Genomic DNA, 17,443 nt, shown 5'->3' with positions numbered 1-17,443 from the left:
CCTAAATATCGTTAATTTTTTAATAGCATTCATTATCACTTCACGGTGCTCCTTATAAATCCTCCCCAAATGAACCCTTCAAATAATTTCCCAGGGTGTCTTCCTATAACATAACCCTTATCAATAGATAAATTTCCAGAAATCGCTTTTAAATTTTTAAGATCTGCTTCGCTGGCTGTCTCTTTTACTTCAAAACAAATCTCTTTGTTAAGGATAAAATCGATTTCCTTTCCTGTTTTCAATTGATAATAAGCAATCTCACCATAGTGTAGCAATTGATTAAATACCGCATTTTCAAACAGGGCCCCACTTCCTGGCTGAGCCGATGCAGCGGCAATTCCATTATCCAAAAAGTATATTTTCTTTGCTTTTGTGATTTCTCTATCGGGGCTCCTAGAAAGTACAGGGATCGTGCGAATCAGATAACTCTGCTCCAGCAAATCCAAATAATTTTCTAGCATTGGACGAGATATTCCTGTCAGGCTGGTAAGCTTAGAGATATCTAGTTTAGTACCTATTCGAACGGCTAATAACCTTATAAGTTTATAAAGATTGGATGGATTACGAATATCCGATAACAGAGCAATATCAAAATTAATATAAGAACTGATAATATCCTGAATCATATCACTTTTATCCGCAATTGAGGTCGACAATACAACCTCAGGGAATCCTCCATAGTTAATATAGGTCTCATAGTAATTTTTTAACCGCTCATATTCTGATTTGACGAATATTCCTTGATTTTCTATGGAAGCAGGAGCGACTGCTACACCGTTAAAGGAAAGCAATTCATCAAAGCTAAGGGGATATATTTCAAAGAGCTTTTTTCGTCCTGCTAATGATTCGGAAAACATGTTCTTCATATAGTATGCGCTTGAGCCCGTGACAATAAACTTGATGTCGTATATATCGTACAGATATTTTAGTACGCTCGGTAAATTTGGCACCAGTTGAATCTCGTCAATGGCGATCAATACCTTTTTTCTAAAATCCGCACCCTGTTGGGTAAGCGCGTATATAATAGTTTCATAATTTGGTTCCGAAAATAAAGTTCGGTTATCCATGCGTTCCAAATCGAAATAGTACTTCTGTGTAATCAGAGAATCCCGCATTAACTGCTTCACTAATGTTGTCTTACCCGTACGCCTCATCCCTGTTAACACCGTGATTTGCTTTTTATTTAAGTGCTCCTCCAATGCAGGATATATATTTCGTTTATAAAAATTCATTACTATATTTAAAGTTTGTATTAAAAATAGTAAAACTATTTTAATAAAGCAATTTAAAAATGAAAGTGTGTCCTGTAGGTTCGGACTATAATAAAGGCAAAAAATACTAAAATTTGTGATCTTCTTTAAATCAGGTCTTGTTTTATTCGGCAAATGATAAGCAACGCAAAAAGAACCGCATCAGTTTTAGCTGATACGGTTCTTTCTTGAAAAATAAAGTGCTAATTCTTATCTTCTAGCCTCTCCAGTTCTTATATTGATTGATTAAGCCGTTTGTTGAACTATCATGGGTACTTACCTGCTGATTATTCTGCAATTCCGGTAGAATTTGCCCTGCCAGTTGCTTGCCAAGTTCTACCCCCCATTGATCGAAGCTAAAAATATTCCAAATAATTCCTTGAACGAATATTTTATGTTCGTAAAATGCAATCAGCGTTCCTAGGCTTCTTGGGGTGATTTGCTTTATCAAAATGGAATTGGTCGGACGGTTCCCCTCAAAGACCTTGAAGTTTTTCAATTGTTGGATTTCTTGTTCATTCTTACCCGCTTTTTGCAATTCAGCAACAACCACCTCTTCTGTCTTCCCATTCATCAAGGCCTCAGTTTGGGCAAAGAAATTAGAAAGCAACATTTGATGATGTTCGCCAATTGGATTATGAGAAATAGCCGGAGCGATAAAGTCACAAGGAATAAGTTTGGTTCCTTGGTGGATTAATTGATAAAAAGCATGCTGACCATTTGTTCCAGGTTCTCCCCAGATAATGGGGCCAGTTTGGTATTCCACTCTGTTCGCTGATCGATCAATGTACTTTCCATTGCTTTCCATATCGCCTTGTTGAAAATATGCGGCGAAGCGGTGTAGGTATTGATCATATGGCAAAATAGCGGTACTCTCCGCCTCAAAAAAGTTGTTGTACCATATGCCCAACATCGCCAAAATCACTGGAACGTTCTGCTCAAATTCAGTTTCTTTAAAATGTTCGTCTGCCTGATAGGCTCCTTCTAATAATTCTTGAAAATTATCAAATCCCACAGCTAGGCATATGGATAATCCAATTGCTGACCATAACGAATATCTTCCTCCTACCCAATCCCAAAACTCAAACATATTCTGCGTATCGATACCGAATGCCGAAACTCCTTGCTCATTGGTACTTAAAGCTGCAAAATGTTTAGCTACATCCTCTAAGGCAGCACCTGATTTTAGAAACCATTCCTTAGCTGTTAAGGCATTAGCCATGGTCTCTTGGGTTGTGAAGGTTTTAGAGGCAACCAAAAATAACGTGGTTTGAGGATCTAGGTTTTTTAAGGTTTCGGCTATCTGAGTTCCATCTACATTGGACACAAAATGTACGTTCAACCTGGTTTTATAGGCCATTAGGGCTTCACTCACCATCACAGGTCCTAAATCAGAACCTCCAATGCCAATATTCACCACGTCGGTGATTTCTTTTCCTGTATACCCTTTCCAGCTTCCCGATATGATGCGTTCACTAAAGTCCTTCATTCGGGCCAAAACGCCACGGATATCGGGCATAATATCCTTTCCATCGGCATAAACAGGTTTCGATGATTGATTTCTTAACGCCGTATGCAAAACCGCCCTACCTTCGGTTTCATTTATTTTTTCCCCATCAAACATTGCTTTAATTGCAACATCGAGTTTACACTCTCTGGCAAGTTGCATGAGTAAACCAATAGTTTGCTCGTCAATCCTGTTTTTTGAATAATCCACTAAGATATCCTGGAATTCGATCGAGAATTTTTGGAACCTCTGCGGATCATCCTCAAAAAGCTCTTTTAAGCTTTTTTCATTGATACTGATAAAATGATCGGCTAAATATCTATAGGCTTGCGTTGTGGTAAAATCTATTTTTGGTAACATATCCTTCTTTTTTGATCAAAGATAAACAATAACAGGAAATCTATCTTCAATTTTATGTTATCTTTGTGCCTATGACCAAAGAACAAATTCAAGACTTGAGGGATCGATTGGTATCTCTAAGGAGGCATCTTTGACATCGATGCGAAAAAAGAAGAAATAAACCAACAAACACAGATTACACTTCAAGCGGACTTCTGGAATGACTCCAAAGCCGCCGAAAGAGTCCTTCATGCCATAAAAAACAACAAGGTATGGACGGATCAATTCGACGCTGTTGCGGCCTCCATCGACGATGCGGGGATTCTCCATGAATTTTTTCAAAGTGGAGATGCGACCGAGAAAGAAGTTGAAGAACAGTATCAAATTGCTTTAGAGCAAGTCCAAGATTTGGAGTTCAAAAACATGCTGAGCGCCGAGGAGGACCAGCTGGATGCGATTCTACAAATTACAGCAGGAGCTGGTGGTACGGAATCCTGCGACTGGGCCGCAATGCTCATGCGCATGTATATTATGTGGGGCGAAAAACAGGGGTATAAAGTTACCGAGCAGGATCATCAAGAGGGTGAGGTTGCGGGTATTAAAACAGTAACTCTGCAATTTTCAGGAGATTTCTCTTATGGTTATTTAAAAGGCGAAAACGGAGTCCACCGTTTGGTAAGGATATCCCCTTTTGATTCCAACGGGAAAAGACATACCTCATTTGCATCGGTCTATGTTTATCCCCTAGTGGATGACAACATTGAGATTGATGTAAAAGATTCGGAGATTGAATGGGATACCTTCCGCGCAGGTGGAGCTGGTGGACAGAATGTAAATAAGGTAGAAACCGCCGTTCGTCTTCACCATAAGCCAACCGGAATTATCATCAAGAATCAGGAATCAAGGTCTCAACTTCAAAATAAAGAAAATGCCTTTCGCTTGCTGAAATCGCAGTTGTATGAAATTGAGATGCGTAAGCGAAAAGAAGCATCAGATCTTATTGAGGGATCGAAAAAGAAGATTGAATGGGGATCCCAAATTCGAAATTACGTCTTGCATCCTTATAAATTAATTAAAGATTTAAGAACCAACACGGAAACCTCCAATACGCAAGCTGTATTGGATGGAGATTTGGATGAATTCTTGAAATCTTACCTGATGGAATTTGGTGGATAAAAAATCCCAAGACTAAACAAACTAAAAAGCAGGTTGAATTGGAATTCAACCTGCTTTTTAGTTTGTTCTTTTCTTATTTGATTAGAAGGAATTCTTCCACATCATACTCTCAACAGGTCTAATGGTTTTGTTGTTGTATTTTGCATTTCCCTTGCTGTTATAGAGCGTCTCTATGTCTCCTTCAACCACGAAATAAATCAGTTGCCCAATAGGCATCCCTGCATATACCCGGACGGGCTGCGCTACAGAAATTTCCAAGGTCCAGGTGTTACAGAAGCCAACATCTCCCTTTCCTGCGGTTGCGTGAATATCAATTCCCAAACGTCCCGTACTGGATTTACCCTCTAGAAAAGGAACATGGCTGTGGGTTTCAGTATACTCAAGGGTTACCCCTAAATACAAGTTACCTGGCTCTAAAACATACCCCTCTGCCGGTATTTCAAAATGTTCAATTTCGTTATGTCTTCTTGCATCCAGCACAGTTTCTTTATACATGGCTAGATATTTCCCTAAATGGACATCGTAAGAATTTGTGCCTAAACATTTTTTATCAAAAGGCTCTATGACAATTTTCCCTTTATCGATTTCTTCTAAAATTCTTTTATCTGATAATATCATATTGATGCGCTATGCTGCTCGGCTTGAACAGGATTCAAAAATACATTATTCACTTGGATCATACAAGTCAAATAATGCTGATTGCCTCAAAATAAACAAGCAAAAAAATGCGTTTCATGAGCCCTTATACAATACCTTATTTAGCGACTTTTTCGCGCCATAAACTTCAATTAAAAAATAGTCGGTCTGTTCACAATAAGTCCTCCTTATGTTTCGTTATAACTATACAGTTCAAGCAATTGCGTCTCAAAAGGGAGAGACGGTGGGTGCCCATTAAAACGATTAAACAACACACCCCAATAGATAAGGTTATCAAATAGTATTCAAGACAGGTTAGTTCTTAATTAGAAACTGTTTGATAAACTGGGCTATACCTCGAGGCAGTTCGGGGTATAGTTTTTTTTTGCACTTTGCAAAAAGCATCTAATCATTGCAATAGCCTATCTTTCTTATTACATTTGATTATGGCATTAGCTTATTTAAAGGAAATAGATGCACATAGTCGCATCGCTCTTTGGAAGATAGAAGAGAGCTCGCAAGAGTTAGAGGCTTTATTGCAATTGGACGACGCCGAGAAAGCGAAACTAAAGAGTTTATCGAAAGGTAAGCGCACGCTGCATTGGCTGGCAACAAGAGTTCTTTTGCGCTATTTGCTGGAAACCCCAGAGCATATTAATTGCCCTTCAGATGTAAATGGTAAACCCTTCCTGCCTGATTTTCCCTATGAAATATCACTGACCCATTCCTACGATTATGCCGGCGTCATGCTCAGTAGCAAAGGACCCTGCGGCATTGACTTGGAGATTGTTAAAGATAAAGTCATACGCATTAAAGACAAATTTCTCAAACCTGTGGAACTCGACTTCATCCAAGAAAAGGATTATGTGGATCAGCTTTATGCGTGTTGGTGCGCCAAAGAAGCGGTCTACAAATTACAAGGCAATAAAGGCATTTCTTTTTTGAATGACATGCTCATTGCCCCTTTCGAGTATCGTCCTCAGGGAGTGATGAGCTTAGATTTAAGTAAGGCCAATCAAACTCATCATTTTAACGTCTATTACGAGCGTTTTAATGCCTATATGCTGGGCTATGTGGTTTCGGATTAATTCCTCTCCTTTAAGGGTCGTTAATTTGCTGCTGTAAAAAGTCCTTTTTATGGGAGAGTCGCTTATTGCTTTTATAGATTTTTACGGCTATTAAAAAATAGGCAAGCAGCAAGGGCCCATAAACCAAACCCATTAAACCAAATAAGGGTATACCGATAATGACACCCAAAACCGTAATTATGGGGTGAATGTCCCCAATCCTTTTGGCAATGATTAACCGCAAGACATTATCGATCTGGATCACAAAACCAAATCCCCAGATCAATAAACCTATCCCCGGCCAATTTTTCCCTTGTGCAATAAGAATTACCGCCGCCGGAACAAAAATTAGGGGCGGTCCCAACAACGGAACAAATGATAAAATCGCACATATAACACCCCAAAATAAAGGATCTGAAACGCCAAATACCCAAAAACCAAACGATAAACTTGCACCTTGAATAATGGCCACCACCGTTTGTCCTAGTATATTGGAATATGTGATATTTTTGAGTTCCTGTCCGAAGACCAAAGCCTGTTCATCGTCGAAAGGAAGATAATGAAGCAAGCTCCCTTCAAAGGCTTTGTAGTGGACAAACAAAAAATAAAGCAGGAAGTACAACACCATGATTTCTAACAGAAAATCAGCAGCACCCCCAACAGCAGAACTTAGCAATTGAGTCAGAAAAGTGGAACTGCTCTGAAGCTGTTTGATCAACAGATCGGGCTGTCCGAGCTGGTCTCCAAAGAAATGATTAATCGTGGCGATTATTTTTTTGATCCATTCAGGGTTCTGCTGTAAATACAATGCTTTCTCGATGAGTAATTTGGAAATGCCAGCGACCGGTAAAACGATGATAAAAATGGAAATGAGAATGATCAGGATAGCACAAAGCGGTTTAGGCCATCCCCAACGTTCAATCAAAAAGATATTCAGATTGCGAAATAAGGTATACATGAGCAAAGCGCCCAAAAATGCTCCCAAGATGCCCGAAGTAGCATAGACAATGACACCTCCTAGCGCCAAAACAATGATCAATATGATTATGTTACGCTCTTTTTGCGAAAAAACATCGTTGTTACTCATATACCTGTTCTAGTTTCAACCAGCTAATCCACAGACCCCGGGATATCGCTTCCTACTGCTTAACAGAAAAAGTGGGGCTTTGGTTTGTACTAGAAATGTTTCGGAGCAAAATAAAAGTTTACGAGGGAAAATTGGGTTTGCGTTTTTCGATAAAGGCCTGCAATCCTTCTTTGAAATCCTCACTTTCAAAACACTGACCAAAAGTCTCAATCTCAAACTGAAATCCATCAATATCTTTGTTTTCGCCAGCGCAAATTGCCGCAATAGATTGGGCTATCGCATTTTGTGAACGGGTAGACGTTTTATCTAGAATCTTTTGAGAGGCTTCCAGTAGCTCATCTGGCGAGGCGAGATGGTTTACAAGACCCCATTTATAGGCATCCTGCGCATCAATCATCTCCCCGGTTAGGATCATTTCCATCGCCTTTCCTTTCCCCACCAACGCGCCTAACCGTTGAGTCCCCCCGTAGCCAGGAATTAAGCCAAGGGAAACCTCCACCAAACCCATCTTGGCGCTTGTGGATGCAACTCGCATGTGACAGGCAAGGGCAAGCTCTAATCCTCCGCCTAAGGCAAAACCATTAATGGCGGCAATCACAGGTTTTGGATAAGTGGATAGCATGTCCATTAATTCATGACCATATCGAGCAAGCTCGGCAGCCTGCTGGGCATTTTTTCCCTGAAATTCTTTGATATCTGCCCCGGCTATAAATGCTTTATCACCACTTCCCGTGATGATCAAACCAGACACCGTCTTCTCTTCCTTAAAGGCCATAAGGGCGTGTTTTAATTCCGTGATGGTTTGATAGTTCAAGGCATTCAACTGGGCCTCCCTTTGAATACGAATGCAAGCCGTACCGGCTTGAATCTCGATGTTTAAGTTTTGATAATCCATACTTAGAAATTAATATGCAAAGAAACCCGGAATCGGTCTTTATTCACATCGGGCAATCCTTGATAGGTTAATCGTTTGACGTATTCCACGCGAAAAATCCGAAAAACATTATCAAGACCCACTGATCCCTCTAAATAAGCAGTTTTATTGGGCACATGTGTCAGGGTCTGTCCTTGCTCATTGGTATCAAAATGAACCACCTGATCACTCAAATACGGATTGTTGCGGTCACTTAATTGACCATAAAACATTTGAGTGCCCCAGATTTCTCTCAGATTTAGCTTTTTGATAAACGGAATTTTGTTCAATAAGAACCCCTGCATTTCATGAAAAACACTCAATTTCAGGTATTCATCAGCGACGAATTCCATTGGATTCATCATGTCGTAATCAATTTTATGGCGATCTTCTTTTTGCTTTACGTTGGGAAGTTCCAATAAAGTATAGGGAAGAGTTCCCCATATCTTTCCAGAACTCATCCGTAAATCAGCAAAACCCAACTGATTTAGAAAAAGCCTTTTCGATGCAGAAAGGTTCAACTTTTCATACGGGAAACTCGTATTCTTGATGCCTTGCAGACTACGGGTATATTTTAGGTTAAACACCGGGTGCTTTTCTACAACCGTCTTCCGGTCCAAATTTCGGTAGTAAAATTTTTCATGCGGTGCCCAGCGCAGCTCGGCATGCATTTCATTGGTTTGTATATTACTTAAGAGCAAATCCGGATTGCCAGAGTTCACCAAACGCAAATCGCCGATTGTATTTCTATTCATGTGAGTGAATCCAGTCGTGAGACTCAAGTGGTTTCCGAATTCAATGACGTGCTGAAACTGGTAAGCCCAGGTGTCGAACCATTTGGTTGGACTGTTTTTACGGATGGAACGAAAAAAGCTATCCCCTTTTAAAAAGGCTATCTGTTGGCCAGGTTCTAGAATATCACGTTGAATGGAGGCCTCCAAATAATGCGCAGGAAACCGAACAACTGACTCTCCGTTTAAGGTGACGGCCGTGCGCAAGAAATATTTCAAGCGCTCATCTCTTGCACCGTAGGCAAGGTACCCTTCCAGGTACGCTTTATCTGTTAAATTCTGTGTGGAGCGGCCGCCAAGACGGAAACGGTCTCCCTCAATGTTATTCTGACTATAGAGATACTCCAGGGGACCAAGCTCAAATTTTCCAATATTATGGTATCCTTGAGAGACTAAATACCCTAAGGCCAGCAGTGTTTTAAAACTCTGTTTGTTATTTAGGGTTTCAATATTTTCATACGTTTTTCGCTCTGTAGGGTTCAGCTCCACCGGTCTGTTGGAAAGATTCTCATCCACCTTGGCCAGGACTTCCACAGGTGCGCCCTGAAAGACTGACGATGGAAAACTTGAGGGGATCTGGTAATTGCTATTCAGACTAACGCGGCTCGCAAATACTGCATCGTTATTGCTAAGGCCAAAAAGCATAAACGTATTGGTCCGCTGAAGAAGCATGACTCCTTTTTCATTTTTTTGATAACGAAAGGAAATAGATAGCTCTTTAATCCAATTCAAATTTGCTTTCTCATCGACCCGAACATCTGCCTTATAAACCGCATAACTACCATCCATACTAACCTGCAATGTTCCTGAAAACAACAGGTCATTGTAATTTCGGGGTTCAAAATTCAGTTGAATGAAATACCCTTGGTCATTGAAGATTGTATCGGTAATGTAGTATTTATAGAAAAGTTTACCATTATCTGCCAAAGGACTTAAAAACTGTTTGTTCACCAAAAACACACTCTCATCGTACAGATCTACCTGTTGAAAAAGATAATTGATGTATTGATGAATATTGGTATTATTCACATAACGTTGATCAAATTCAGTCTTTTTTTGACTATGAATTTGTTTCTTGAACCTGGTCGGATCCTTTTGACCGTACACTTTAGCAAGGCTTTCCTCTAAGTATAAGGTTAACAGTTCCCTGCCGGGGACACTTGTTGTGTCTAAATTTTCAAAGAAGAACCTTAAGCTTTTACTACCCTTTTTGAATATAGGTCGTGGATCAACAAAACCGACCTTTAATTTATCGTATTGATCAAATTGTATACTATCTTTTGAGCTAATTCGATTGGCGCGTTTGTGTTTGATGACCAAATCGATTAAATCCACAGCAGGGTTATTTTTATTACTGTATTTCCTTTTATGCTCAATGGAAACGGCCTCAATTTTACTGGCATCGGGTTGCATCTCAATCTGCCAATCCGTTAAATCAGAGGGAATCGTTACCTTAATAGTTTTGTGACCCATCGCCCGAATTTCAATTTCTTTGGTCTCAGAACTCAGAGGAAGTAAAAAAACGCCCTGAGCGTCAGCCGAGGTTGCCCTGTTGCTTGTAAGGTCCGTAACTGTCGCCCCTGAAATAGGACTTTTTGTCGTTTGATCAATAACCCTTCCTTTCAACAAAGTCTGTCCAGACAATGAGTCCATTGCCAGAAATTGAAATAAAATCATTAACCAAAAAATATAACCGCCTCGGACACTTCTCATAAATCAATACTGGGATATCATAAAGATACAATTTGTTGTCAAAGTTTATATGCTTAATGACAAAAATCCACCCTACTCTCCTTTTAGTGGAATATCACCTAATTTAAAAGAAAAATCTCTACTTGGGACTTTGCCAAAGAGAATATTTGGAACCTGTGCCTCAATCTGCAGGCCGGCTCACCAGGGTTGCTCGAGCATTTTCCACGGCAATACCTGCACATTGCTTCGAACTAAAGCCTTAACTCCTCCATAAACCAGGTATGAACGAACAGATTGCGGCTCCACCAATTCACTAAAATGCTGCAGATTTTTAAACAGTGTACCACCTAAGGTTTGAGTAGATTTAACCTCGAATACGGTAAACGCATTTGCTGTTTTTAGCAACAGGTCTATTTCCAGTCCATTGTGATCTTGCCAAAAATAATAGTGAAGGTGCTGGTACCAATTCTCGTTAAACTTTTGGAAATTGGCTATCACGAAATTTTCAAATATATTCCCCTTGAGCCGGTTAATAGCCAATTCTTCAGCTTCACGAATTTCTAATAAATGGGTTAGTAAACCAACATCGTAAAAATACAGTTTAGGCGTTTTTACCAAGCGCTTGTTAAAGTTATCATGATAAGGATAGAGCAAGAAAACAAGATAGCTACTTTCTAAAACAGACAACCAAGCTTTTGCTGTGGGTTGTGAAATATTGCAATCATTAGCCAGTGCACTCAAGTTCAAAAGCTGCCCTGCTCTTGCTGCACACAAGCCCAGAAATGTGCGAAAGCTGTTAATATCACGGATGTTGATCAACTCAGTTACGTCCTTTTCAATATATGTTCGAATGTAGTTGGCATAAAAATCCGTTGGGTCCAATCCTCTGTGATAAATAGCCGGGTATCCTCCCTGAAGGCAAGCATCTAAATAATTAGCAGGCAATTTTTTAGCGTACGCTAGTTCTTGGGTATCTAGAGGCAATAGTCGGAATAGTGCAACCCGACCAGCCAATGACTGGGTAATGTGTTGAAGTAAATGAAAATTTTGAGATCCCGAAAGGATGTACTGTCCCATCTGACCAGATTTATCTACTACTGTTTGTAAATAGGAAAACAATTCTGGTACTCTTTGAACCTCATCCAATATGATGTTACTTGCATAGAGTTGAAGAAACCCGTTTGGATCTTGGTGAGCAAAAGACCGATGATCTGGATTTTCAAGAGACACATACTCATAATCGGGAAACAGTGTTTTAAGCAAGGTGGTTTTGCCGGACTGACGGGGACCTGTTACGGCTAGTATCGGATATTGTGTAATCCGTTTCCGTATCTGTTGAGCCATTGTTCTCTCTATCCATTCAGACATAAATACCTAGTTTTATTTAACCAAATATACACAAACTTTGAAATATATGCATTCTAATTTTGAATTATCTGAAGTTAAACTTTGAATTATCTGGAACTAAATTTTGAATTTTCCTCTTTTTAAAAACAGGAAAATCGCTTAATCTGCTATAGAAGAGTATTCGCGTCCTTGAGATTATCTCAGTCGGTGGAATTTCAACTATTTCATTTTTTATGATAGCACACTTCAATTTGTGGATTGATGCCGAGTAGCTCATTGACAAAGCTATCGCTGTCTACTGGTGAGACATATATTTCATCGTATTTTTTATAATAGATAATAATACCGTTTCTGGCAAAGGCGGGCCTCATTCCCACGTGAAGCGTTTTCCCGATATCCAGTCTATGGATATCCTCTATATTGATCTTTCCAAATAATACCAAGGAACGGTACCGTAAATATCTTCCATGGATCCTATAGGAAGTGCTTATGTATACCAACAGAAGTATTCCCGTCAGCATACCCAGGACAATAGGAATGACAAGGAACATCTCTGCAATACTCTCCTGCTTGAATAACATCAAGGGTATTAAAATCAAGAGAATAATCCCATTACAAAGCAACAAAACATACCAGTCCCAACGGGTTCTATACTTAGACATCTCTCAATATACTAAAAATTGTCCATTCAAAAAGTCAATGGTTGTCTACAAAATATTTTAAAGAACATTCAACTCAAAAAGAAATGCCAGTAACAAACCTCAAATGGTTTGAAAACTGGCACTGTAATCTCTTTATGTTTTTTTATAAATAAGACTCTCTTGAGGATTAAGGGTTTTAAATTAAACCGACAATCGCATTTGGGTATACACCCAAAACAAAAGTGATGATTATTGCGATAATGAATACAATTTGAAAATTCACAGGAAATTGAATCGTTTGTTCTTTTTCTGCTTTCATAAAATACATATGAACAACCACGCGCAAGTAATAGAAGATACCTACAGCGGCATTGACAGCAGCAAGTACTAAGAGAATTGTGTGATAATCACTCATCACATGGGTAAACATCATGAACTTCGCAATAAAACCAGCGGTTAGCGGAATTCCTGCTAAAGACAACATCGCTATGGTGACCAAAAAGGCAAGTAATGGATTGGATTTCCCTAATCCATTAAAACTCTCGAACTGATCTGAACCAACCTTACGGTTGACCAGAATCAACGCGCCGAAGCCTACAATGGAAGCCAGACCATAAGCCATCGAATAGGTTAAGATTGCCGAGGCTGAGTTCGCTCCTATAGATAGGATCGCAAACAACATATATCCAGCATGAGATATACTCGAATAAGCCATCATACGCTTAAAGCTGGTCTGCATTAATGCGGAAATGTTTCCTACACATAAGGTGATAATCACGACCGTCAATAAAACTGGAATCCAGAACGCATCAAGGGGTACAAGCACCATGCTAAATAACTTTAAGAAACCAGCAAACGAAGCAATTTTTACCACTGTACTCATAAACATGGTGATCAAAATAGGCGCACCATCATACACATCTGGCGTCCAGAAGTGAAAAGGTGCAGCTCCTACCTTAAAGCATAATCCCACCATTAAAAGCAGAATACCTGCATAAAACAATGGAGATATAGCGTTTGGGTTATCGATCACATACTGTTTTAGGACCGCCAGATCAAAACTACCGGCTGCCCCATACATTAAGGTAATGCCGAACAATAAGAAACCGGTTGAAAAAGCGCCCATCAAAAAATATTTTAAGGAGGCTTCGTTAGAAAATTTATCCTTACGACGAATACCCACTAGAATGTACAAGGCGACTGACATAATCTCTAAACCAATAAAAAGCATGGCGAAATTATGGTAAGAACACACCAATATAGCCCCGGTGAGTGAGAAAATAATCAAGGTATAATATTCAGCAACGTGCTCAGAGATCGACTTAAAGTAATCCCTGGATAACAATAGGATTAATACGGTAATCGCGATACTCAGAATGGAAAAAGAAATCGAAAAATGATCAAACAAGACCATTCCCTGGTACAAAGGGGTTGCCGGTGAACTCCAATCGCATATCAGAAAACCCAAAGCCAAAAGCAAACCGAATATACTCACCGGTAATAAGGCATTCTTTGCTTTGAACAAGCCTATATATAAGATCAGAATACCTAATAAAGAAAGTGTGATAATCGCACCCATAATATAATGTTAAACTCGTTCTATTTAATGTGATGTAATAAGTCCGATACTGAAACTTCCGAAAGTCCTAACAAACCATTCGGTAAAACTCCAATTGCAATCACCAAAACAACAATGATCGAAAGGAGTACCAGCTCGTAGCCATGAATATCTTTAATGTTAGTGTGCTGTTCAGAAATACTCCCGAGCATGCTTTTTTGATAAAACCGAAGCATATACACTGCGCCTAATATCAAGGTAGTTCCTCCCAGGGCGGCATACCAAACACCATAATCTGAAAATGAAAAAACGCCTCTTATGAGCAGAAACTCGCCGATAAATCCACCAGTTAGTGGAAGGCCAATAGCCCCCATCAGAATGATTAAAAAGCAGATGGCAAGTCGAGGCATCTTGCTTGCCAGGCCACCAAGTTCCTTCAGGTTCCTGGTTCCGGTACGTTGCCAGATGATCTCTATAATAAAGAATAACCCAATAACCGATATACCATGGTTAATCATTTGTAAAATTGCCCCTTGAAGACCTTGTTGATTTAGCGAAAAGATCCCCGCAGCAATAAGTCCTACGTGAGCAATAGAGGAATACGCAATCAAACGTTTTGCATCCTGCATTTTGAAGGCGATAATTGAGCCATAGACCACACCGATCAAGCTCAACACCAAGGCAATTTCACCAAAGCGGTCCACCCCAAGTGGAGTCAGAGGCAATAGCCAGCGCAACAATCCAAAGAGTCCCATTTTAAGCATGATCCCCGATAAGAGCATTGTTCCTGTGCTTGGTGCATGTGTATAGGTATCCGGCTGCCAGGTATGAAAAGGGAATAAAGGAATCTTAATAGCAAAAGCAATAAAGAAAGCCCAGAAAACCCAGCTTTGTGCCTCCAGGGATAAATCCAGGGTAGCAAGTGTCTGCCAGGACATATCCTTTGCGCTGGTCTGCTGATACAGATAGATGATAGCAATCAACATCAGTAAACTACCGAAGAATGTGTACACAAAGAATTTAAGGTTGATGCGGATGCGATCCCCATCGCCCCATAACGCACAGATAAAGTATATTGGAATTAACGCCGCTTCCCATCCAACATAGAATGAAAAAGCATCCAAGGCTATAAACACAAGAATTAAACCAGCCTGCATGAAAGAGACAAGGCCGTAAAAACCACCTTTTTGGTTTTGTCCAAAACTCGAGAGAATTATCAGTGGAATTAATCCATTGGTTAAAATCACCATAGGAAGGCTAATGCCGTCCAGACCAATTTGAAAACGAATACCCATGGCCTCAATCCAACTCCAGGACTGCAGGAATTGTATACTTCCATCGGGCGTAAAATTGCAAATAAATGGAACCGTTAGTCCCAATTGTAAAAGCGATAAAATTAAAGCTGCCCATCTGCTCGATGGTGTTTTGATAAAGGCTAAAAGAATAGCGCTTATAACAGGTAATAACAGCAGTATAAAAAGGTTATCCATTGATTCCTAAAATTCAGTTCTAGATCGTTAATAAACCGTATAACATGAAAGCAACCACTCCAATCACCATCATGAATAAATAAAAGCCAACATATCCACTTTGAAGTTGACGTATTCCCTTTCCAGAGGATCCCAGCAAATCAGCAATACCGTTTACAAAAGCGTCAATTCCTGATCGATCGACAACCTGATGGAAAAAGGTAGAAAGCTTATCCAGCGGACGAACGATGATCGCATCATAAAATTCATCGATGTACACTTTGTTGTAGGATAGTTTATACAAGAATCCTGGTGCGCTATTTTGATCATCAGCCAGTGGAATAGCTGATTTCTTCACATATTTTCCGTAGGCAACGAAGGCCATCACGATCGCTCCAATGGCTGAGGCAGCCATGAGAATATATTCACTCGTATGGGAAAGACTAAAGGGTTCGGACACCAAAGTACTTTTGGCAAATACTGGCGATAAGAACTCCGCTAACCAATGATTTCCATGCAGAGCAGCAGGTAAATTAAGCAAACCACCAAAAATTGAAAGCACCGCTAAAACAATTAATGGAACTGTCATTTGCCATGGCGATTCATGTAGGTGTTCCCGTTGGTGTGTGTTTCCTCTAAATTCCCCAAAGAAAGTCAGGTAAAGTAATCGGAACATATAGAAAGCTGTACACAATGCGCCTAAAAATCCAAGGATCCAAAACACAGGATTTTGCTCGAAAGCGTATGCTAAAATCTCGTCCTTTGAAAAGAAACCTGATAAAGGAGGAATACCGGCAATAGCGATCGTACCGATCAACATAGTTGCATAGGTCTTAGGCAAGTGTTTTTTTAATCCTCCCATGGAACGCATATCTTGTTCGCCGCTCATGGCATGGATTACAGAACCTGCACCTAAGAACAATAAAGCTTTGAAAAAGGCATGAGTAAGAACATGGAAAAAAGCCCCTGTGAAGGCTCCAACACCCAACCCCAGAAACATGTATCCTAGTTGAGAAACGGTCGAATAAGCAAGGACCTTCTTAATGTCATTTTGCGTAATGGCAACAAACGCTGCAATCAAGGCCGTTGCTACCCCAACGATGGCAATAAGTTGCATAGTCACCGGAGAAAGCGTAAACATAATGTTTGAGCGGGCAATCATATAGATTCCTGCTGTAACCATCGTGGCTGCGTGAATTAAAGCAGACACAGGAGTTGGTCCAGCCATGGCGTCCGGTAGCCATGTAAATAACGGAATTTGTGCGGATTTACCTGTTGCCGCTACAAAAAGCAATAAGGTAATAACAAGCAATGTACTGTCTCCACTGGCAAGATTTGAGGCTTGGGTGAAAACGGTATTGTATTCTAATGATCCAAAGTTGACCAAGATAAAGAACATGGCAATCAGAAACCCGAGGTCTCCAATTCTGTTCATTACGAATGCTTTCTTGGCAGCTTTGGCATAACTCGTATTTTTAAACCAGAATCCAATCAAAAGGTAAGAGCATAAACCAACGCCTTCCCATCCAATGAACATCACCAAGTAATTTGAACCCAGCACCAACAATAGCATGAAGAAGATAAATAGGTTCAAATACGAAAAATATTTACCGAAGCCTTCATCATGACTCATGTAGGCAACTGAATACAGGTGAATCAGAAAACCGACTCCTGTAATAATCAAAAGCATCATCGCACTTAAAGGATCGACCAAAAAGCCAATATCTACACTCAGTGTTCCGACCGTAAACCAGTTAAAGACACGTTCTAAAAGCACACCATCTGCGCCAGTAGCACGCAATTGATAGACCTCATTAAATATTCCGCAACTCAGTACAAATGATATCAGGATAGTTCCACAACCGATCAAGGAAATGATTGTTTTTGGCAGAGACTTTCTAAGCAATCCCAAAATCACAAATCCAAACAAAGGAATCAGCGGTAAGACCCATATTAATTCTTTCATATTT

General features: G+C 40.0%; 13 protein-coding genes. 2 read left to right on the top strand and 11 right to left on the bottom strand.

The features are described 5' to 3' along the window. Positions 1 to 35: 35 nt before the first annotated feature. Both AC6CHH_RS00820 and pgi read right to left on the bottom strand, forming a co-directional pair. Positions 36 to 1,232, bottom strand: a complete 1,197-nt coding sequence (locus AC6CHH_RS00820) for an ATP-binding protein (RefSeq protein ID WP_498278725.1) — start codon at positions 1,230 to 1,232, stop codon at positions 36 to 38. A gap of 235 nt (positions 1,233 to 1,467) precedes the next feature. After that, positions 1,468 to 3,117 (bottom strand): glucose-6-phosphate isomerase, encoded by a 1,650-nt coding sequence (pgi, locus tag AC6CHH_RS00815; protein WP_498278723.1) that lies wholly within the window; start codon positions 3,115 to 3,117, stop codon positions 1,468 to 1,470. Positions 3,118 to 3,188: 71 nt separating this feature from the next. On the opposite strand from pgi, the gene prfB reads away from it, so the two are divergent. Beyond that, a protein-coding gene (gene prfB, locus AC6CHH_RS00810; protein ID WP_498278721.1) for a peptide chain release factor 2 occupies positions 3,189 to 4,272 on the top strand; the annotation gives its coding sequence in 2 pieces (ribosomal slippage) (positions 3,189 to 3,248 and positions 3,250 to 4,272; 1,083 coding nt in all). Positions 4,273 to 4,353: 81 nt separating this feature from the next. Here prfB and dcd read toward each other — a convergent pair. Next, positions 4,354 to 4,890 carry a dCTP deaminase gene (gene dcd, locus AC6CHH_RS00805; protein ID WP_498278719.1) on the bottom strand — a complete coding sequence of 179 codons (537 nt, stop codon included), beginning with the start codon at positions 4,888 to 4,890 and terminating at the stop codon, positions 4,354 to 4,356. 464 nt (positions 4,891 to 5,354) lie between these two features. Here dcd and AC6CHH_RS00800 point away from each other — a divergent pair, with 464 nt between their 5' ends. Further along, a complete protein-coding gene (locus tag AC6CHH_RS00800; protein ID WP_498278717.1) occupies positions 5,355 to 5,996 on the top strand; it encodes a 4'-phosphopantetheinyl transferase family protein in 642 nt (213 codons plus the stop codon). A gap of 10 nt (positions 5,997 to 6,006) precedes the next feature. On the opposite strand, the gene AC6CHH_RS00795 is transcribed toward AC6CHH_RS00800, so the two are convergent. The 8 genes from AC6CHH_RS00795 to nuoL form a co-directional block, all read right to left on the bottom strand. Continuing rightward, on the bottom strand, positions 6,007 to 7,062 hold the full coding sequence (locus tag AC6CHH_RS00795; RefSeq protein ID WP_498278715.1) for an AI-2E family transporter: 1,056 nt from the start codon (positions 7,060 to 7,062) through the stop codon (positions 6,007 to 6,009). A gap of 118 nt (positions 7,063 to 7,180) precedes the next feature. After that, the gene (locus AC6CHH_RS00790; protein ID WP_498278713.1) at positions 7,181 to 7,957 is read right to left on the bottom strand and encodes an enoyl-CoA hydratase/isomerase family protein; all 777 of its coding nucleotides are present in this window, start codon (positions 7,955 to 7,957) and stop codon (positions 7,181 to 7,183) included. A gap of 2 nt (positions 7,958 to 7,959) precedes the next feature. After that, positions 7,960 to 10,443: a DUF5686 family protein gene (locus AC6CHH_RS00785; protein WP_498278711.1), complete on the bottom strand. Its 2,484-nt coding sequence runs from the start codon at positions 10,441 to 10,443 to the stop codon at positions 7,960 to 7,962. Positions 10,444 to 10,656: 213 nt separating this feature from the next. Further along, positions 10,657 to 11,826, bottom strand: a complete 1,170-nt coding sequence (locus AC6CHH_RS00780; RefSeq protein ID WP_498278709.1) for an ATP-binding protein — start codon at positions 11,824 to 11,826, stop codon at positions 10,657 to 10,659. Positions 11,827 to 12,029: 203 nt separating this feature from the next. Then, positions 12,030 to 12,467, bottom strand: coding sequence for a PH domain-containing protein (locus AC6CHH_RS00775; RefSeq protein ID WP_498278707.1), 438 nt, complete (start codon positions 12,465 to 12,467; stop codon positions 12,030 to 12,032). A 175-nt stretch (positions 12,468 to 12,642) separates the two neighbouring features. Further along, complete coding sequence (locus tag AC6CHH_RS00770; RefSeq protein WP_498278705.1) at positions 12,643 to 14,025, bottom strand: NADH-quinone oxidoreductase subunit N; 1,383 nt, start codon at positions 14,023 to 14,025, stop codon at positions 12,643 to 12,645. 20 nt (positions 14,026 to 14,045) lie between these two features. After that, on the bottom strand, positions 14,046 to 15,494 hold the full coding sequence (locus AC6CHH_RS00765) for a complex I subunit 4 family protein (RefSeq protein WP_498278703.1): 1,449 nt from the start codon (positions 15,492 to 15,494) through the stop codon (positions 14,046 to 14,048). 19 nt (positions 15,495 to 15,513) lie between these two features. Beyond that, entirely contained in the window at positions 15,514 to 17,439 is a 1,926-nt protein-coding gene (gene nuoL / locus AC6CHH_RS00760) for an NADH-quinone oxidoreductase subunit L (protein ID WP_498278701.1), read from the bottom strand. Positions 17,440 to 17,443 lie beyond the last annotated feature (4 nt).

The organism is Sphingobacterium sp. GQ94, from assembly GCF_059758715.1.
Note: the sequence above shows the minus strand (reverse complement) of the source record. Positions and strands in the feature narration are given on the sequence as shown.

Excerpts from the sequence above, each read along its gene's own strand:
- AC6CHH_RS00820 (WP_498278725.1), bottom strand. The coding sequence starts at position 1,232 with ATGAATTTTTATAAACGAAATATATATCCTGCATTGGAGGAGCACTTA.
- pgi (WP_498278723.1), bottom strand. The coding sequence starts at position 3,117 with ATGTTACCAAAAATAGATTTTACCACAACGCAAGCCTATAGATATTTA.
- dcd (WP_498278719.1), bottom strand. The coding sequence starts at position 4,890 with ATGATATTATCAGATAAAAGAATTTTAGAAGAAATCGATAAAGGGAAA.
- AC6CHH_RS00800 (WP_498278717.1), top strand. The coding sequence starts at position 5,355 with ATGGCATTAGCTTATTTAAAGGAAATAGATGCACATAGTCGCATCGCT.
- AC6CHH_RS00795 (WP_498278715.1), bottom strand. The coding sequence starts at position 7,062 with ATGAGTAACAACGATGTTTTTTCGCAAAAAGAGCGTAACATAATCATA.
- AC6CHH_RS00790 (WP_498278713.1), bottom strand. The coding sequence starts at position 7,957 with ATGGATTATCAAAACTTAAACATCGAGATTCAAGCCGGTACGGCTTGC.
- AC6CHH_RS00785 (WP_498278711.1), bottom strand. The coding sequence starts at position 10,443 with ATGATTTTATTTCAATTTCTGGCAATGGACTCATTGTCTGGACAGACT.
- AC6CHH_RS00780 (WP_498278709.1), bottom strand. The coding sequence starts at position 11,826 with ATGTCTGAATGGATAGAGAGAACAATGGCTCAACAGATACGGAAACGG.
- AC6CHH_RS00775 (WP_498278707.1), bottom strand. The coding sequence starts at position 12,467 with ATGTCTAAGTATAGAACCCGTTGGGACTGGTATGTTTTGTTGCTTTGT.
- AC6CHH_RS00770 (WP_498278705.1), bottom strand. The coding sequence starts at position 14,025 with ATGGGTGCGATTATCACACTTTCTTTATTAGGTATTCTGATCTTATAT.
- AC6CHH_RS00765 (WP_498278703.1), bottom strand. The coding sequence starts at position 15,494 with ATGGATAACCTTTTTATACTGCTGTTATTACCTGTTATAAGCGCTATT.
- nuoL (WP_498278701.1), bottom strand. The coding sequence starts at position 17,439 with ATGAAAGAATTAATATGGGTCTTACCGCTGATTCCTTTGTTTGGATTT.